Annotated in this window: 16 protein-coding genes and 1 pseudogene; 8 read left to right on the top strand and 9 right to left on the bottom strand. The window is 65.0% G+C overall.

Annotated features, from left to right (window positions below; translation table 11 throughout):
- Positions 1-160 precede the first annotated feature (160 nt).
- The 3 genes from IEY60_RS13245 to IEY60_RS13235 form a co-directional block, all read right to left on the bottom strand.
- The gene (locus IEY60_RS13245; RefSeq protein ID WP_189027754.1) at positions 161-1,894 is read right to left on the bottom strand and encodes an L-aspartate oxidase; all 1,734 of its coding nucleotides are present in this window, start codon (positions 1,892-1,894) and stop codon (positions 161-163) included.
- A gap of 64 nt (positions 1,895-1,958) precedes the next feature.
- Positions 1,959-2,699 carry an SDR family oxidoreductase gene (locus IEY60_RS13240; RefSeq protein ID WP_189027752.1) on the bottom strand — a complete coding sequence of 247 codons (741 nt, stop codon included), beginning with the start codon at positions 2,697-2,699 and terminating at the stop codon, positions 1,959-1,961.
- A 107-nt stretch (positions 2,700-2,806) separates the two neighbouring features.
- Positions 2,807-3,853 (bottom strand): ferritin-like domain-containing protein, encoded by a 1,047-nt coding sequence (locus tag IEY60_RS13235; RefSeq protein ID WP_189027750.1) that lies wholly within the window; start codon positions 3,851-3,853, stop codon positions 2,807-2,809.
- Positions 3,854-4,731: 878 nt separating this feature from the next.
- Here IEY60_RS13235 and IEY60_RS13230 point away from each other — a divergent pair.
- The 3 genes from IEY60_RS13230 (at position 4,732) to IEY60_RS13220 (ending at position 6,391) form a co-directional block, all read left to right on the top strand.
- On the top strand, positions 4,732-4,902 hold the full coding sequence (locus IEY60_RS13230; RefSeq protein ID WP_189027748.1) for a hypothetical protein: 171 nt from the start codon (positions 4,732-4,734) through the stop codon (positions 4,900-4,902).
- Positions 4,903-5,507: 605 nt separating this feature from the next.
- A complete protein-coding gene (locus IEY60_RS13225; protein ID WP_229739796.1) occupies positions 5,508-5,918 on the top strand; it encodes a hypothetical protein in 411 nt (136 codons plus the stop codon).
- Positions 5,919-6,067: 149 nt separating this feature from the next.
- Positions 6,068-6,391, top strand: coding sequence for a hypothetical protein (locus tag IEY60_RS13220; protein ID WP_189027746.1), 324 nt, complete (start codon positions 6,068-6,070; stop codon positions 6,389-6,391).
- A 66-nt stretch (positions 6,392-6,457) separates the two neighbouring features.
- Here IEY60_RS13220 and IEY60_RS13215 read toward each other — a convergent pair whose 3' ends face one another.
- The 3 genes from IEY60_RS13215 to IEY60_RS13205 form a co-directional block, all read right to left on the bottom strand.
- Complete coding sequence (locus IEY60_RS13215) at positions 6,458-7,120, bottom strand: trypsin-like serine protease (RefSeq protein WP_189027744.1); 663 nt, start codon at positions 7,118-7,120, stop codon at positions 6,458-6,460.
- A gap of 451 nt (positions 7,121-7,571) precedes the next feature.
- Complete coding sequence (locus IEY60_RS13210) at positions 7,572-7,874, bottom strand: alpha/beta fold hydrolase (protein ID WP_229739795.1); 303 nt, start codon at positions 7,872-7,874, stop codon at positions 7,572-7,574.
- Positions 7,875-8,056: 182 nt separating this feature from the next.
- Positions 8,057-9,763, bottom strand: coding sequence for an alkaline phosphatase D family protein (locus tag IEY60_RS13205; RefSeq protein WP_189027742.1), 1,707 nt, complete (start codon positions 9,761-9,763; stop codon positions 8,057-8,059).
- Positions 9,764-10,826: 1,063 nt separating this feature from the next.
- Here IEY60_RS13205 and IEY60_RS35705 point away from each other — a divergent pair.
- The 3 genes and pseudogenes from IEY60_RS35705 to fbiC all read left to right on the top strand — a co-directional run.
- Complete coding sequence (locus IEY60_RS35705) at positions 10,827-11,441, top strand: recombinase family protein (protein ID WP_229739794.1); 615 nt, start codon at positions 10,827-10,829, stop codon at positions 11,439-11,441.
- Between the two features lie 30 nt (positions 11,442-11,471).
- Complete coding sequence (locus IEY60_RS35700; RefSeq protein ID WP_229739793.1) at positions 11,472-12,611, top strand: recombinase family protein; 1,140 nt, start codon at positions 11,472-11,474, stop codon at positions 12,609-12,611.
- A gap of 132 nt (positions 12,612-12,743) precedes the next feature.
- Positions 12,744-13,382 (top strand): annotated as a pseudogene (gene fbiC / locus IEY60_RS13195) (7,8-didemethyl-8-hydroxy-5-deazariboflavin synthase); the annotation flags it as partial.
- Between the two features lie 83 nt (positions 13,383-13,465).
- On the opposite strand, the gene IEY60_RS13190 reads toward fbiC, so the two are convergent.
- A complete protein-coding gene (locus IEY60_RS13190) occupies positions 13,466-14,632 on the bottom strand; it encodes a LysM peptidoglycan-binding domain-containing protein (protein WP_229739792.1) in 1,167 nt (388 codons plus the stop codon).
- 454 nt (positions 14,633-15,086) lie between these two features.
- Between IEY60_RS13190 and IEY60_RS13185 the strand changes: the two genes are divergently transcribed.
- Positions 15,087-15,470, top strand: a complete 384-nt coding sequence (locus IEY60_RS13185; protein WP_189027737.1) for a hypothetical protein — start codon at positions 15,087-15,089, stop codon at positions 15,468-15,470.
- 103 nt (positions 15,471-15,573) lie between these two features.
- Positions 15,574-15,834, top strand: coding sequence for a winged helix-turn-helix transcriptional regulator (locus IEY60_RS35695; RefSeq protein WP_229739908.1), 261 nt, complete (start codon positions 15,574-15,576; stop codon positions 15,832-15,834).
- 165 nt (positions 15,835-15,999) lie between these two features.
- Here the strand turns inward: IEY60_RS35695 and IEY60_RS13175 are convergent, their stop codons facing one another.
- Both IEY60_RS13175 and IEY60_RS13170 read right to left on the bottom strand, forming a co-directional pair.
- Positions 16,000-17,226, bottom strand: a complete 1,227-nt coding sequence (locus IEY60_RS13175; RefSeq protein WP_189027735.1) for a CaiB/BaiF CoA transferase family protein — start codon at positions 17,224-17,226, stop codon at positions 16,000-16,002.
- A gap of 246 nt (positions 17,227-17,472) precedes the next feature.
- On the bottom strand, positions 17,473-18,435 hold the full coding sequence (locus IEY60_RS13170) for an HpcH/HpaI aldolase/citrate lyase family protein (RefSeq protein WP_189029326.1): 963 nt from the start codon (positions 18,433-18,435) through the stop codon (positions 17,473-17,475).
- Between the last annotated feature and the right edge of the window lie 5 nt (positions 18,436-18,440).

Here is an 18,440-nt window from a genome sequence, read left to right as displayed (position 1 = left end):
ACGCCACCGGCAATCGCGTGATTCATATCCCCGCCTCGTTTCGGCCACCATCTCCCACGACGTTACTCGCGCCAGCCGTACGCGGGTGGCGTGGCATACAGCAACCATGCTGAGCGAGCAGCACCGAACAGCGGGTATCGAGTGCGCCCACACGATGCCGTCATTCGACCAATTTGCCTTCCGTCGATACATCTCGCATGAGCCGGGCGATATCGTCGGGGATCGCGGGGATCTCCTCGCGTTCGAGCTTGCCGGGACCGGACCACACGAGGTTCACCCGCAGCGCCGGATCCAGGTCGGGGTAATCGGACCGATTGTGGCAGCCACGGGTTTCGCGTCGCTCCAGCGCGGCTTCCAAGGTGGCGCGTGCCGCGAGCACCGAGGACTTCAGATCGAAGGCGTGCGCCAGATCCTGGAACCCGGCGGCGTCGGGGTGCACGCCGATATTCGTCATTCGATCCTCGACCTCGTCGAGTTCGGACAAGCCTGCCCGGATCCCGGTCTCGTCGCGCACCACGCCTGCGTGCTCGGTCATGGTGTCGCGCACGGCGCGTTGCAGGGCCCGTACGTTCTCCTGCCCGTCGACCGCCAGCAGCTCATCGATCTCGGCGCGGGCCTCGACGAGCGCACTGTGGGACCGACGCTGTGCAACCAGCTCGGCCGAGTACCGCGCTGCCGCCTCGCCGACGATCCGGCCGTAGACGAGCAGTTCGATCAGCGAGTTGCCGCCGAGCCGGTTGGCACCGTGCAGACCGCTCGATGCCTCGCCGATCGCATAGAGGCCCTCGACGCCGGTACCGTGATCTTCGGAGCGAACCCACACTCCGCCCATGGAATAGTGCGCCGTCGGCGCGATTTCGATCGGATCGCGAGTGATGTCGAGCATTTGCAGCTCCAACATCGTCTGATAGACGCGCGGCAGTCGCCGCATGATCGTTTCGCGAGGCAGGTGCGAAACATCCAGCCAGACAGCACCGTTCGGTGTTCCTCGACCCTCCTTGATCTCGGTATAGGCGGCCAGTGCGACCCGGTCGCGGGTCGAGAGCTCCATGCGTTCCGCGTCGTAGCGCCGCATGAAGCGCTCTCCCGCGACGTTGCGAAGAACGCCGCCTTCTCCCCGTGCGGCTTCCGATACCAGTGTCCCGGCCGCGTTCTCGGGTTCGATGAGCCCGGACGGGTGGAACTGCACGAGCTCCGGGTCACGAATCCGGCCGCCCGCGAGGACTGCGAGCCGGAACGAATCACCGGTGTTCTCATCACGTCGGGAAGAGGTGCGACGCCAGATGCGGGTGTGCCCACCGGCGGCGAGGATTACCGCGTCGGCTCGGAATACGTAGCGCTCGCCACTGTCGAGATCGAAACCGTAGGCGCCGAAAACCACGTTGTCACGCACCAGGATTCGGGTCACATAGCAGGTATCGACGATCTGGATGCCGAGCTGCGCGGCCCGGTTCACCAGGGTCCGCTGGATCTCGAGGCCGGTGTAATCACCGGCGAACGCGGTTCGCCGGTAGGTGTGCGCGCCGAAGAATCGCAGCGAGATCCGGCCGTCGGATTCGCGAGCGAACGGCATCCCCCAACGCTCGAGATCCTCGATTCCGCGCGCGGCGTTCTCGGCGACCACCTGGGCGGTATCGGGGCGCGCCAGCAGGTAGCTTTCGGTGATCGTGTCCGCCGCGTGCTGCTGCCAGCTGTCCTCGACGTCCATGGTCGACAGCGCGGCATTGATACCGCCGGCAGCGAGGGTGGTGTGCGCGTCCGCCTTCGGCCGCTTTCCCACCACCACAACATCGATGCCGCGCTCGGCCAGTTCGATCGCCGCACGGAGGCCGGAACCGCCGGTGCCGACGACGAGCACCGACGTCGCGATCTGACGTTCGTCGGATGTGAGCATCGCTTCGTTCCCTTCCGAAGGGGGCAGTGCGCGCGGGCGGGCCGACGCCGCCCGCGCGAACAGTTCAGTTGCTGGTCAGCCACTCCGACAGCCGCGTCTGCGCCAGTTGCGCATCGCCGCCGGGCAGCAGCTCGCGCTGCGGCACCGCCCCGAAATACCGGGCCTCGGGATCGGTGACCACCGTGCGCGCATCCGACCGCGCGCTCAGCACGGTCCGGATCCATTCGTCGAGGGCGATGACCTCCGGGCCACCGACCTCGATGGTCCCGTTCTTCGGCTCGCCCGCCGCCGTACGTCCGACAGCGGCAGCCACATCGTCCGCGGCCATCGGCTGCATACTGGAACCCGGGAGCCGCACCTGACCGTCAACGGTCGCGGAATCCGCTATACCACCGGCGAATTCGAAGAATTGCGTGGCGCGCACGATCGAGTACGGCAGACCCGATCCCGCGATCAGCTCCTCCTGCGCCACCTTCGCCCGCAGATACCCGGAATCCGGCAACCGTTCCGAACCCACCACCGACAGCGCGACGTAATGCCCGACACCGGCCGCGGCAGCGGCCTCGAGCAGGTTCGTCGTGGAGGTCCGGAAGAACTCCATCACGTCGTTGTCTGCGAACGACGGCGAATTGGAAACGTCGATCACCACGTTCGCGTCCTGCAGTACTTCTTTGACTCCCTCACCGGTGATGGAGTTCACGCCGGTATTGGGTGCGGCCGGAACCGCCTGGTGGCCGTGCTCACCGAGTCGTGCGACGAGCTTGGAGCCGATCAGGCCGGTGCCGCCGATGACGACGATCTTCATGCTCATTCCTTTCGTTCGGACGTTTCCGCGGGGTCAGCGAAACTCCGCTATACCAAGGACAGGGCAGGCGGTGATTTTGTGACAGTGCTTGTGCCGAGGCCGTTCGACTACGCTCGGTCCTGCGGCGCTACGTACTCGAAGGTCGGCCCCGCGGTGGTGCGGCCGTCACCGCTGGGCATCTTCATGAGCGCCTGGGCCTGGGACTTCAACGCGTACATCGTCCCCACCGCATCCCGCATCTGCGACGGGCTGCCATTGAAGGTGTCCTCCAGTAGATACAACAGCAGGCAGTAGGTGTTGTTGAATTCCACCTGCGCGCGGCGGACCGTGCTGCCTTCCGGATAGTCGGCGGTGCGGGGGTTGGGGCGCATCGGCAGCACTTTGTCGGGGTCGAACAGGATCGGTTCACCAGTGGGCCCGGACTGCGGGGTGTCACCGAGCTGGAACCGCTTGCCTTCCTTCAGTTCGAGGAAGCGATAGTAGTGGGCGACCTCGTCGCGATCGGGATGGAAGACGTCCTTCTCGCCGTCCCACACCTCGGTCCGTGCCGCGCCTTCGCCCTGCTCGACGATCTCGGCCAGCGCCGTCAGCGCCGACTTCAGATCGTGCACCGGAACGACCTGTCCGCCACCACTGGTGAAGTGCATCTCGTTGAGCTGCCGACCGGGGTCGCCGCAGAAGACGGCATCCTCGCCGAGGGTGTCGACCAGCGAGATGAGACCGAGTTCGACGGCCGCGTAGAACTGCCCGATCGTGTGGTAGCCGTCGGATTCGGGTAGCGCGTCCGCCGAGGCGGGCCGTTCGATGTTCAAGAACAATTCGAGGGCTTCGGAACCGAACGGCGCGAGCTGTATCTGTACGGATCGATCGCCGTGCGGCAGCGGATGCGGATACGCGGGCAGCAATTCGGGCGCGTCGAGCTTGGGCTCGCCACCTACCGCATTGAGCAGATTCGCCGCCAGCGCCAAGTGCAGCATCTCCTCTACGAATACGCTGCTGATGACCTGTGCCGCTTCGGCATTGGCGCCCGGCTCCAGCGAATACAGCGCGCACATGTACGGCGGTATGGTCGCGTGCTCGAGCTCGATCGCCCACTGCAGATGGCGACGCAGATCGTCCATTGTCTCGATGGCGTGACCCGTGCTGATGTCCATAATCCAACCTCGTCTCGACAGGTGTTCATGTGGTGTCGACAACTAGGACAGTGCGTCCGGGAGAACTGTGACAAGAACGTGCGACTCGCCGTCGCAACACCGGGTCGAGCTCGCGGGGCTCGGACACGGCGATCGTTTCGGGTCCGGCGGCGAGAGCAAGCCGCTGAAACACGACCCAAGAACCCCTGGACGAATGGCTCACGCAGACCTTCCACCCCCACCCCATCGAAGACACACTCGCAGCGCTCGAAGCCGCGCAGCCAGACCGCTCCCCCGAGCTCGACGCCGCCAGACAGCTCGTCAGGAGCTTCGACCGCAAGCTTGCCCGACACCGCGATGCGCTCGAAGCCGGTGCCGATCCAGCCACAGTGGCAGCGTGGACCCGACAGACTCAGGCCGAACGCCGTGACGCAATCGCGCGCCTGACAGCGCTGCAAGGATCGGCCGGCAACCAGGTACTTCGCCACTCGGATGCCGATGACAAGAACGCGGTCTACCGCCAGCTCGGACTGAAGCTCACCTATAGAGACGGAACACGGGTGATCGCCGAAGCGACACCACCCGTGGGCGTACTGTTTGTGTCCGGAGGAGGACACACTCGCTATCCACAACCATTCGGCTCGGCCGAGGTCGCAGACCAGAGAACGACCCAATTCGCTCCGCCAGCGCGTCACGACAGACAAACCTGCTGCGGCACATGCGGTTCAGCACGCACATACGACCACCGATCGGTCGCAAGAAGGTCCGTGCTCGTCGGACATGCGCCGCGCCCAGCTGACGGGAAAGACGGTTAGGAGTTTCCAGGTCGGAGCACGATAGCGCGCTCCTGGGCGACATCCTTCGAACGTCAGACTCGTCGGTGATGCCAGAGACGTGCCGTGGCCGAACGGATGACGAAAGTCCTGCATGACGTCGAAGCCTCCGAATCCATTGGTCTGCAACACCTCAGCGCCGACGAGAATCGTTACCTCACCATCTCCTCACAGCAAAACCAATCAGCCGTCACGCCGAGGACACGACGCATTCGACTGATCGGTGAATCGATGTAGTCAGCGGATGTCAGCCGCAGAGCGGCGCTATTCACTTCGATCGCTGAGATCGTCTGTGACCCAGTCGTTTGAGGCAAAGAAGCTGCGGTGGGATGACGCTCTGTCTCGATGGATCGCGAAGGCCAGCAGCCGAGTCGGCCAGGTCGCTCCGACGAACTTCAGCTGCGAGATCTCCTTGATGGAGCCTTTCATCGTCGCGTTGAACCACGTTGCCGTGCTGGATGATTGAGGCGTCCCTTGAGGTGCTAACTGGCGAAGCCCCTGGTAAGAGAGCTGATTACCAAGTCCGCTACGACTTCCGTCATCGAGTTCAATGGCTCGCCGACACCGGCAGTGGATGGGTCGCGCTGTGGGAGCCCCCGTGACCGACCAGGAGCGCTGGGAGATGGACTGATCTAGCCGGACGAGGCGGGGCACGTGCCCGGTGGGCACCTCGTTCCGCTGAACATCCTGTGCGTGTTGGACTGGGAACAGGAGCTCGGCATAATCGGCGACCGACTGCGCCGCTTCGCCTCGAGGTTGTCACGCCGACGGTATCGTTGACCCGATCCGACGTCCATCCCAATTTGACAGGGGTTCCGATGATTTCGGCCAGAATTTCGGCTTTGTCCGCTGGCGGCGCCCTTGCGTCGGCCACCCTTCTCGCCCTGACAGCGGCGCCCGCGTCCGCCGCGTCGGGCGGCGAATTCGAGACGATCTACTCGCTGACCAACGGCGCGTGTATCGCCGTGGTCGATTCGTCGGTGCATGGCCCGGGATACCCGGACTCGGCCGCGTTCACCGTCAGTACCAACATGACTGGCGTCGGCGCTTGCAGCCTGAAGGTCACCCTGCACTGGAAGAATCTCACCACCAGTGAAACCGGCATCCGCGTTGTCCATGCCATCGGTCCCGGCGCCTGGATGAGCGACCCCAAGTCGTCCATCTTCCAGCCGGGTCACGGACAGTTCGTCGCCACCGTCACTGTCGATGCCGTCCACCTCGGCGAGTCCGGACAGGTCGAGTTCTCCGTCTGAGCCGATGTCGAACCGCTCGAGCGTCGCCACGCTGGGTGGCGCAACGGCGGTGAGTCGGGCTGCAGGAATCGGCCGCAGCTCGGGATGAGGTTCCCCCGCTTTCTCGGAGGGCTCTGACTGTGGTCCGATAGGACCGGAAGGAGTCATTCGTGGCAGCACCGAAGAAGCACCCGGACGAGCTGGAGGCGCGGGCAGTGCGGCGGTACCACATTTCGGCTTCCTCGTACTCGGCGTTCTCCTCGATAAGCATGGCGAGCTGGGTCATCGCAGCGATGTCACCGGCCTCGGCCGCCGCGCGGTACACCGCCTCTGCGTCGTCAATGCTGCCGTGCTGGTCTGTGTCGGAAGCTGTGTTCGCCTGCACCCTACTCAAATGCAGACCACATGCGCCCGAACAACTCGACAACCCGGTCGCATCGACGATCGTGCTTGCCGACCGTGTGCTCGATCGGGCGCTGCGCCGCACAGAATAGCGCCGGCAGCGCATCGACGGCGACCGCGTGCTCGTCCGCCACGTCCACCTGCGCGGGGACCGCCCGTTATCTGATCGGGGTGAAGCCGGCGCCGACGCCACCCTGGGCCGCGAGATCCGCCAGCACGCCGCCGATTCCGGTGAACTGGACGGGGGCCCAGACGCGCAGCAGGTTGATCGAGGAGGCGATGCCGACCAGCGCCGAGCCCACGTAGGCCGGACCACCGGAATCGCCCGGGAAGACCAGCTGCCAGGACCGCACCGCGTTGCGGTCGCGTTCCAGCACCTTGCCGCAGGTGTGCTCGGTGACCTGGCCGTACTTGCACAGCAGCTGTCTGGGATCGGGGTAAGGGGTGATGCGGTCGACGCGATGGCCCTCCGGGGTGAGGTTGGTGGGCGTGACGACCTTGGGGTCGAGCTTGATCACCGCGTAGTCGAGCTGGGCGTCCTCCCGGAAGAGCTCCGAAGGCCACGTGCTGGACCAAGCCGCGAAATTCCCGACCTGTCGGCCGCCGACGCTCACGCCCTCATGCGGGACGCGCATGCAGTGCCCGGCGGTCAGCGCGACAAGATTGCCGTGGTTGTCGGTGCCGACGGAGGCGATGGTGCAGGTTCCGATCGAGGTTCCCGGGCCGACGACGACGTGGTCGTCGGCTTGTGCCTGAACCGCGGGCAGGATGGCAAGGCCGAGGGCGCAGAATGCAGCGGAGATGGATTTCTCGAGATTCACGGGTGTTCCCTTTCTCGACAATGCTCAGCTGTGATGTCGACTCGCCATCCGGGCCGGGTCGCGGGGGAACCGGTGCGGAGATTTTGCGGGCTCACCGGTTGGTTCGGGTCGGTCGGCATGGCCGGCATCGCCATGGTTTCGACCGTGAACTTGCCGGGCGGGAGGGCCAGACGCCGATCTCAGCCGCCACTTCTGTCGCTGTGACCAGCACATACCCGACCCGGCCGGTGGCGCGTCGATCCGCTCGGCGGTCCCGGCAGACTTCGCGCGGTCGCCAAGCAAATGGGCAGCGACCAGTGCGAACGTCAGCGGCTGCCACGAACGGGTCGAACTCATCCGCACATCCCAACACGGCTAACTGCGTAGACGATCAACGACATGCTCGAAGAAGACTACCCGGACTCGATGCCCGGTGTGTCGATGGTGCGCTTCTTGTAGTCGAGCTGAGGATTCAGTACACCAGCCAATTCAGGTCCGCTGGCCGTTTCGCGGCGTAGTACCCGCAGACACCACCGGCGAAGCTGGCACCGAGTAGTGCGAGGGCATCGGCACCTGCCGCAGCCTTGACAGCGGCGAGGCTGGCGCGGATGTCGTTGAGGATCGTGGACAGAGTCAACTCTTCCTGTTGGCCTTCGCTGCCGCCGTGACCGCGAAGATCGAACCGCAGCGATGCGACACCCTGCATTGGCCAGGCCCGCCGCGAGCCTGGTGAAGAACCCCCTTCCTCGCGAGTGACGCCACCACCGTGCACCATCACGACAGCCTGCCCAGATGGCCGGTCTGCGGTGACGAGTGTGGCGGCAAGGTGCAGCGGCAATGATCGCGTCGGCGGGAGGCAGCAGGTATTTCGATGACCACGACGTCGCCGCGGCGCGTGCTGTGCGTCGGAAGCCGGTCACCGCACGATGCGGGGCCGGCTTGCCGCGACCTGGTCCTTCATGGATCTCGGCGTATGCCGCTTTGGGGCGAGCCGTCCGTCTCAGTCGACAGCACCACGTCCGCGACCGTCGTCAAATGTGGACGGCCGCCGTCGGTGCTCACCTGCTCCAGCACGAGGCGGCTGGTCCTACCGCGCAGATGCAGCGTCGCTATCTGGTTGCCGAAGTAGGGGCCGGTGACCCGACTCCACTCGACCGACACTGGAGGAACGGTGGACACCCGGTCCAGGAGGAAACGCGTCACCCGTTCGGCGGCCCGACTCCACGAGACCCGGAAAATCACCTTCATGGCGGTCGGAACACAATTGTGCATCGGCGAACAGGTCAGCTGGTAGACCCGAGACCTCACGGCGTCGGGAAACTGCGCTTGTGCGGCATAGGCGTGGTGAACGTCGCCGGACAGCACGCAGATCGTGGCGGGCGCCCGTCCTCCCGTGCCGCTGCACTGTCCGCGGCCGACGCGGGCGACGAGCCGGGCGAGCCGGTCGAATGAATCTCGGAAGGCGGCCCAATGTTCCAGATCCGCTGAGCGCCGCAATCTTTCGGACCATCCGGTCACACGTCGGCCCCGCACCCCTGAGGCCATGCGCTCATTCCACGACTCCAGGTCGTGGACGGCGCGCGGCAGCAGCCACGGGAGCGAACTCCCCAACAGCAGGTGGTCGTAGTCGCCCTCGGTCTGTCGTTCGATCCACGAGAACTCGGGCTCGGAGACCATCGACCGCGTGCCACCGCCGAGTATGCGTCCGCACCGTGAATCGATGACGAGCAGCCGGGTTGTGCCGAGATCGCGGCGATACGACCATTGCGCTCCCTTCGCGCCGTCGGCTTCTTCGTCCGCTGCGGATGCGAAATCGCGGAGCAACTCCGCGCAGTCGCCGCCCTCGGATCGGATCCGCTGGTAGAGCTCGTCGTCGGCCAGGGCTGCGGGCGAGAGGTTGCCCAGGTGCTGGTAGATCCAGTACGACGACAACGCGCCCACGATGCGTTCCTCCCACCAATCGGTGGCCTCGATCTCGTCACGCCACGATCTCGAGATGTTCCAGTCGTCGATGACGTCGTGGTCGTCGAAGATCATCGACGACGGAACCGTGGACAGCAGCCAGCGCACCTGCGGGTCGGACCATGACTCGGAATAGAGCCACGTGTACTCCTCGAAGTTGCGGATCTGGGCGCCCGGCGGCTGGTCGAGGTCGTGCAACTCGTCGATGCGACGGAGGATCTCCGGGGACAGCAGCTCATCGGCGTAAACCTGGTCGCCGAGCAGTAACAATGCGTCGGGCAGATCTTCGGGTGGACGTTCCATGACTCGCCGCGCGTAGGCGTCGAGAGCGTCGGCGTCGAAGTGGTCGCTGTCCTGCGTCGCCGTCGGTGTGGCGAATCGGCACGAGCCGAAGGCGAGGATCAGATCGGCGTCGCCTCTGAGCGTGCGAATGACGGACGGGTACGGGGCGTCGGGGAGCGGCCAGACGCGCTTCCCGTTGAGACTGACCTCGTACCGCGTGACGGAACCGGCCGCCAGTCCCGCAATCAGGACGAGAGCGTAGTGGTGTCCGGCGATGGTCCAGGTGTTTTCGTAATGGCCGAGGACCTCGACAGTGCACGGTGCGGACGTCTCGACCCAGACGGTGGCGTCGCATTCGCCGACGTGACGCAGCAACGGACCCAGAACCAGCTCGGTCCTACTTTCCGGCAGCCGTGCCATCAGTCCAGACTATGTCGTGGACCGGCTGTCGAGCGGGGACATTTTGCCCCTTGCAGAACTGAATCCGGTTCGTGATCGAGGTACAGCCATCTCATGCCAGGGCGGGGCCAGCGGGATCCGTCGGATTCCGATGAACGCTACGACGACACACTCGATCGCGTGATCGGCATGCTTTCACGATCCAGCTCGGATTGGACCCGCATACAGTCTCGACGATGCCCGGCCTGATGTCGGCGGTCTCCGTGGGAGCGACGGTCTCCGTGGCCACGATCGTCTGAGTAGCATCGGGCCGGGTTCGGCGTCCATCTCCCCGGGTTTGCGCGAGGCTACAGGTGTGGAAGCGCCCCACAGAAACCCACATTTTGACCGGAATCAATGCGAAATCATGCGAATCGTTGAGAAGAGTTGTTTCGCGAAAGAGTCTGGTGCTGAGCACTATTGGGTCTTTGATAGGCAGGGTCCGGACAACTGGAACGCGCGACAGGTGGTCGCAGGTTCAAATCCTGTCAACCTCACAAGGAACCTGCGCTGACCTGGGCCTGAGGGATCTTGTTGTGTCCGAACACTTGACACGGCTTGGCCGAATCACACAGAAACCCCTCAGTCAGGGCGTCAAGCCCGCCAGAGCACCCCGCGGCTCCATCGGATGCTACAGATCAGGCCGCTGACGAAGATCCGATACCACTTCGTGAACAGGCAACCAGCCGTTCGCGCCAATACTCGGCATCGGAAGAGTCATTGATCGGAAACTCGTTGCCGCGGTACCCCATGGTCTCTTCCCGATTCCCGCCATCCCAGCACTCGCTACAGCGGCCTCCTCTTCACAAGCCTTGGCGCAGCACTAGTCCCTTTCTCCGCGCGGCCCCGTCAACGATCTTGTCAGTGCTCAGGGCGCGCCCAACGGAGCGCTGCCTTACCCAACCTCGGGGAAGCCCCAGCGAACCACCGATATTCAAGTCCTCAGCGGCCCGCGCCCTGTTGCGCCTTCTGATCCATGCCGCACGCGGTCCCGTATCGGAAGATTCTGACGACAAGGAGTTTTGATGACTGACCCGGTCAACGAGTGGGCCGTCCTCAACGACCTGTATGGACTCGAAACCACCGACCTCGATCCCGTAGGCGAACAGGAACTCGCTTCTATGGACGCTGCAGTACCGAGGACAACCAAGACCCCGAAACCTCTTACCAATGGCAACTCGGCAACGCCGAGAAGTTCGTCAACGGACGAATCGTGAAGAGCTACTTCGACATCGGTCAGTCCCGGTCGGTGCCCTGGCATCGCCGCACCGAAGCCGCCAAACTGCTCGACGACCTACGCAACCCTGGCCGCGGTTGGGCCGGCATCGTCGTCGGAGAAGGTACCCGCTGCTGGTTCGGTAACCAGTTCAGCCTCGTCGCACCCCGCATCCACGCCTACAACGTCTCCATCTGGGTCCCTGAACTCGGCGGCCGCTTCGACCCCGACAACGTCACCCACTCGGTGATGATGAACATGCTCGGCGGGCTCAGCGAGTCCGAACGCCAGCATGTACAGAAACGCACCCGCGCCAGCATGGACGCCCAAGTCCTCAACGAAGGCCGGCACCAAGGCGGACGCCCGCCCTACGGCTACCTCGTCGTCGACGGACCGCCACACCGCAGGCAGTGGCGGCGTCGATGGACAGGATGCGGAGTTTGAGGTTGTCGGCGGCCCGGTTGGGGCCCTGTCGTGCAACGGATCTTCCGCCTCTACCTCGACGGGCGCGGCGACCGCGCCATCGCCACCGACCTCAACCGCGAGAACATCCCTTGCCCGTCCGCGCACCGGCCCGAACAGAACCGACACCGCTCCGGCGACGGCTGGCAAGCCACGACAGTCGCCGCCATCCTCCAGAATCTCCGCTACACCGGGTACGCGATCTTCGGACGATGGACCAAGACCGAACAACTTCTCGACCCCGACGACGTCGCCGCGGGGCATATCGTCAAATTCAAACGCTCACCCGCACAACGGATCGTCCGCTCAGGCAGGCCCGCCCACCCGGCGATAGTCTCGGTCGAGACCTTCACACAAGCCACCCTCGAACGAAAGAAGCGCGCTGGAACAGGCAACCGCGCCCGCGGGCGCCTCGAACGGACAAGACCGATCACCACCGCGAATGTCTACCAGTTCCGCGGGCGGATCCACTGCGACATCTGCAACCGGAAGATGCAGGGCGAGATGCATCGGAAAGCGGTCTACTACCGGTGTCGTGGACGCTCACTGGCTCCAGGTAGCCCAGTGCAAGGCATCCATCCGGCAACTGTGGACCTCCGCGAAGCCGACATCATCGAACCCATCAACGACTGGCTATCCACCCTGTTTCACCCCGATCACCTTGATAGCACCATCGCCGCCCTACTCGACGCACAAGACGACAGTGAACGCGACACACGACGAGCCTCACTGCGACGCCGCATAGATCAGGCATCGACACGAATCGAGCGCCACCTGGCCGCGATCGAAGCCGGCGTCGACCCTCAGGCCGTCGTCGGCGCCATGAACTCCGCTCAAGCCGACAAGGCTGCCGCACAGGTCGAGCTGGACAATCTCCCCACTGAGGAAAGGCTTACCGAAACCGAGCTTCGCAAGATCATCGAATCGTACGGCGATGTCCGCCTGATTCTGGCGGGAGGCGCTCCTGAACATACGAAGGAGCTCTACAACGCAATCGAGCTCCAGATCCGCTATGCGCATCTGGAGCATCGAATGACCATTACTACATCCCCTGTCGGGGATAGCACTGGTGTCCGGAGGGGGACGCGACCACTACGCACACCAACTGTCCCAACGGATCTCGATCACGATCGGCTGATCAGGAGCCGTTGACACTCTGCTGTCGCATAAGCACTCGCCTCGGGGACACAGCCGCTCGGCCGCGCATTTCGGATGCGATGGCTCATCCCCGCTCGCGCGGGGAGCACGAGGAGCCGTTCGTGCGCAACGGTTTACAAGGGGGCTGATCCGCTGACCGCGTTGAAGGAAGCCGGTCTCGACACACCATCCCCGGCACCGCCGCCGATCCTCGACGACGAAGTGCGCTGGGTCCTCACCAAGGGCAAACTGCCTACCTCGGCGTGGATCGAGTGATCACCACCGCGCATTCCCTCGGCATCCGCTCCAGTTCGACGATGATGTACCGCCACGTCGACAATCCCCGCCACTGGGTTGGGCACCTGCGCGTGCTGCGCGGAATCCAGGACGAGACGCGGTTTCACCGAGTTCGTGCCGCTGCCCTTCGTCCACCAGAGCGCACCACTGTCCCCGGCGGGCACGGCCCGGCCCCACCAATCGCGACAACCGCGCCGTGCACGCCCTGGCCCGATGCTGCACGGGCGCATCGACAACATCCAGACCAGTCGGGTGAAACCAGGCACTCTCGGCACCCGGGCGATGCTTCAGGGCGGAGCCAACGATCTCGGCGGAACGCTGATGGAGGAAGACCATTTCTCACATGGCGGGTTCCCCGCACCGCTCGGCGAAAACGGTGGCGGAGCTGACCGAGATCGCGGCCGAATCGGGCGACCGCTGCGGGAACGCACCACGGTGTACGGGACAGTGGACCCCAAGGGCACGTCGCTGCCGATCTCCGTGGGGTGAGCGCCGGTTTCAGCGGTCCGAAGCGTGGACTGAGCCGTCGCGTGTGGCTGTCGGTGGATCAGCCCGCCGACAGCCGTGCGCCGTCAGGCCGGTGCGATGCGTGGTCCCCAGTAGTTGAGGTGAGCGGCCGAGTGGGCGAGTGCGGTGCGGCCGGGAATGATGTCCCAGATTCCGTATTTGTCGTGGGGGAAGTCGCGCAGGAAGTTGTTGAGGTCCACCGCGGTGGCGAACAGGCGGGCGGGGTCGATCGGTCCCAGCATTCCCGAGTTCGCCCAGTCGACAATGTGTTCGGCGATCCCGGTGATCATGGCGACCGGGTCGGTGAGGGTGAATTCGGTGGCGATGTCGTAGGCCTGTTTCAAGTAGGTGCCCGCGATGTTGGCGTTGCCGTAGATGTCGCCGGGCAGGCAGTAGTCGAACCAGTCGATGGGGTGGGTTTCGGTGATGTTGTCGCCCGAGATGCCCTGGTAGGCGAGGGAATTGCCGAGATGGAAGGTGCGGCCCAACCCGCGATGCGGTGAGGCGAGGGCGTGTACCCAGTGGCAGTCGCCGCGTCGGCCCTGCAGTGACCCGGACACGATGTCGCGACCGACCAGCGAGACCACTGCCCCGCCCTGGCTGTAGCCGAGCAGGCCGAACGACCCGTCGTGCGCGTTGATCAATCTGGTCAGTTCGGCGATGCCCATGTCGCGGGAGGCGCGGTAGGACGGTCGGCCCAGAGCGTCGAGCAGGGCGTCGCCGCCGCCGGGGACGGGTCCGAAACTGGCGGGATAGTTCACGTATTCGATGTCGAACCATTGCGGGTCGAGGGCGTTGGTGATGCCGGTCAGCATGCCGATGGGGTCCGACGGGCTGATTCCGCCCGGGTTGGCGTTGGCGGCGGCGACGGCTTCCCACGTGCCGGGCACGCAGAACAGTGTGTGCTTGGCGAGGGTCAGGTCGGGGATGATCAGGGTCTGCCCGACGGTGATCGTGTTCGGGTCGGCGAGCTTGTTGGCGGCCGCGATCAGCGGAAACCGCGCGCGGTCGCCGTAGAACCGCTCGGCCAGACCGGACAGTGTGTCACCTGCGACCACTGTGTGGGTGGCGGTGAGCCCGGGAACGATGAGCACCTGACCGACCCTGATCACGTTCGGGTCGGCTATCCGGTTCGCGATCGCGATCACCGGATAGAGCGACGATTCGCCGTAGAAGCGGCCGGCCAGCGCCGACAGGGTGTCACGTGCAGCAACCGTGTAGCGGATAGCCATGATCGACCTCTCGTCCTCGGGATCAGCATCGACGATTCCATTACCAGGCAAAACCGTCCCGAGTGGTGGAGTACTCGAAAATTGCGCCGATATCGACACCGTCGCGGCAGGACGGGCCACGACGAGCAGCCGGGCCCTGCGGGGCGACAGCCGGGGCGATCGACAGTGGGGTCTTCTGCCGCACATTCCAGATTCAAAGCTGACGCCATCGGCGCCTCGTCCCGCCACGCCATGTGTACCTCCGCCTGTAGACCTGCGACCGCAGCGTGTACCCGATCGCCCAACTGCGACGCGCGAGTGCGGGCGTCAGCAATGTTGTAGGCATCGGAGTCCACCGAAATCCCCACCGGTTCGGGAAAGCGCGACTTCTCGTTGAAAACGCTCTGTAGCGGGGACTTCCGACCTCTATCGTGCCTACCACCTTGTGCAAACGACGTTGATGAAGGAGCACAAGATGACCGGCGAAGTACAGCCCGAGACAACCAGCGGCATCCCCGCGCCTATCGCGGCGAAACGGCCCGCGATCGAAATCACCATCCGCTTCGACACCGACCAGCTCGCCGAGCTGGCTGGCCTCATGCAGGGTAGCCCGGCCGAAAGCAGCCCCGTGCCGGTGATGCCGAGCACCGACATCACCGGCACGGAGGCCAATCTGCCTGCGGTGACACCGGATCCGATGCCACCACCGAAGGAGGAACGAGACCTGCACCCGCTGGTCGCGCTGGGGATCGCGATGTCGCTGGCGATCGCAGCCGGTGTACTGGTCGACTGGCAGGCCGCGGTCACCGTGCTGGTGATCGTGCTCGAACTGTTCGTGGCATTCCGCGACGGCGAATAGCGTCGTGCATGATGAGGCCGCCGCCCTTGACCAGGGTGGCGGCCTCTTTGTGTGTTCGGTCGCGGCGGGACTGGCAGTCGTAGGCGAGCAATGGTCGTTGCTGGTGCTACGGGAGGTTGCCCTCGGCGTGCGGCGCTTCGACGCGATCCAGGAGGCGACCGGCGCCTCGCGCGCGATCTTGGGAGCGCGGCTGCGCGGACTCACGCAATCCGGAGTGCTCGAACGGGTTGAGTACCGCGAGCCCGGGTCACGCACCCGCCACGAATACCGGCTCACCGCCGCCGGTCGCGAGCTGCAACCGGTCCTGACCGCCCTGATGCAGTGGGGCGACAAGTATCTAACCGGCCCGGCAGGCCTCCATTGACCGTCACCCATACCGACTGCGGCGCCACGGTGCGGGCGACACCGCGATGCGAACACGGGCACGTGCTGCCGGACACCGGCCGGGATCTCACCGTCCATCACAACCGATAACCACGGCTGGCAGCATCGACGCTCCCGGACCAGCCCAGCGAACAGCGGGCACGATTCAACGCAGGATTCCCTCCCGCCGCCATCTGGCGACCTCCTCATCGGAAAAGTCGAGTTCGGCCAGCACCTCGTCGGTGTGCTCTCCGAGCGCCGGCGCGGGGCGCACCTGACTTCGAGCGACCCCGTGGAAGTGAATCGGCTGCCCGGCCAGCGTCAGCGGGGCCCCCGTCGGCGGGTGGGCCACCGTCCAGAGCATGTCGCGGCGGGCCAAGTGTCCGTCCTCCACGATCTGGCGCGCATCTTGGACCGGCCCGAACGGGACCCGGCCTCCGAGTCGGGCCCTGATTTCCTGCAGGGTTCGAGTTCGTGACCACGCTTCGATTGCGGTACGCACCTCATCTCGATGCGCTGAGCGGCCGGATCCTGAAGACAATCGCGAGTCTGAACCCAAGTCATCTCGACCGATGAGCGTGACCAGAAGGCGCCAGATCTCGTCGGTGGGTGCGGCGAGCGCGAACCAGCCATCCATCGCCGGGTACAGACCGAACGGTTCGAAAAACGGGTGAGCGTTTCCGACGCGATGGGCAACCGAGCCGTCGACCGAGTATTGGTAGACGATCCGTTCGCACAGGCTCACCATCGCGTCGTACATCGAGACATCGACGAACGAGCCTTGTCCTGTGCGCTGAGCTCGGACGACGCCGGCCAAAACCCCACTGGTGAGAAGTGCGGCCGGAAAGATATCGCCCAACCCAGGCCCCGACTTCATGGGCGGTCCCGCGGCCTCGCCGGTAACTTGCATGACTCCGCCCATCGCTTGCGCGACCACGTCGTACGCCGGCCAGTCGGTGAGTTCGCCCTCCCCTGTGCGCGGGTCGCCGAACCCTCGGATACACCCGTACACAAGCCGTGGATTGATCTCCCTGAGCGATTCGTAGGACAGGCCCAGCCGATCCATCACCCCGACGCGGAAGTTTTCGACGAGAACGTCGCACTGGGCGACCAGGCGCAACAGGACCTCGCGGCCCATGTCCGACCTCAGGTCGAGGCTGATGCACTTCTTGTTGCGATTGACACTGGCGAAGTAGCCGCCGTAGGTGTCTTCGTCGGTGATATCGGGGCCGGCTCGCCGGATCATGTCGCCTGCCAGCGGCTCGACCTTGATGACCTCGGCACCGAGGTCGGCCAAGGTCATCGTGGCATAGGGTCCAGCCAGCATGTGGGACAGATCCAGCACCTTGATCCCGCTCAGCGGAGCAGGGTCGCCTTGCGTGATGTCGGCCATGTCTCTCCTCGTTCATCTGTGAACAGAACTCGCGTCGATCGCTCGACCCGGTCATCGGTCAGCGGCCTGCGTTCTTCGACGCACAACAACCGGTCCGATTCCGCGCAGTGGCGGGATCCCATCCCGGAATCCCGCCTTCCCGCGAGGATCTCGGCGTGCGCTCGACAGCGGACGCCGAGGTCTGCCCCCGCGGGAAGGGTCACGGTTTCAATCCACTCGTGTCGTCGACGATGGGGCCCGTCGCATTCAGGCCCTGGCACCCGCAACTGCGGCAGGCGGCGTGAAGGTGGTGGTCGGGCTCATGCCCGCGGCGCGCCCCTTGAGTGCGATCGGCACCGCCATCTTTCGCGATGCCTCGTCGATCATCTCGTCGCCCAGCATCACGGCTCCCAGGCCACCGCCTGCGGCTGAGGTGTAGTACTCGTACGCCTGCAGGATCTGCTCGGCGCGGTCGTAGTCGGCTTGGCTGACCGCGTATGTCTCGTTGGCAGCGTCGATTTGCGCGGGGTGAAGCACCCACTTGCCGTCGAACCCCAGGGCGGCCGACCTCTGTGCCGCCCGGGTGTAGCCTTCGACGTCCTGGATCCGGCCGTAGGGCCCATCGATGGCTTGCTTCTTGTGAGCGCGCGCCGCCATCAGGATGCGCATCAAGATGTAGTGGTACGCGTCCGCCTCATAGCCGGGCGGCTGATCACCGACGACCAAGCTTCGCATATTGATGCTCGCCATGAAGTCCGCCGGACCGAACACGATGGTCTCCACCCGAGGATTGGCGGCGATCTCGTCGACGTGCACGAGACCTTCGGCGCTCTCGATCTGCGCCTCGATGCCGATTCGCCCCACCTGGAGCCCGCGAGCCTTCTCTATCTGCGTGAGCAGAATGTCCAGCCACGCCACCTGTGCGGCCGACTCGACCTTCGGGAGCATGATGCAATCGATTTCGGCTCCAGCTCCCTCCACCACGCGGACGACGTCCTGGTAGGCCCAGGGGGTGCTGACGTCGTTGACCCGCACGACTTTGGTGGGAGCCAGCCACTCGCCGGTCAGCAGGGCCTCGACGACGCGCTCGCGCGCGTCGTCCTTGGCGATCGGCGCTACCGAGTCCTCCAGATCGAGGAAGATCTGGTCGACCTGGAGGCCTTGCGACTTCGCGATCATCTTGTCGCTCGAGCCGGGCACTGCCAAGCAGGATCGCCTCAGCCGGGGCATCGTCT

This window comes from Nocardia rhizosphaerihabitans, assembly GCF_014646295.1.
Classification (GTDB): domain Bacteria; phylum Actinomycetota; class Actinomycetes; order Mycobacteriales; family Mycobacteriaceae; genus Nocardia; species Nocardia rhizosphaerihabitans.
This window is presented reverse-complemented; position numbering and strand designations above follow the sequence as displayed.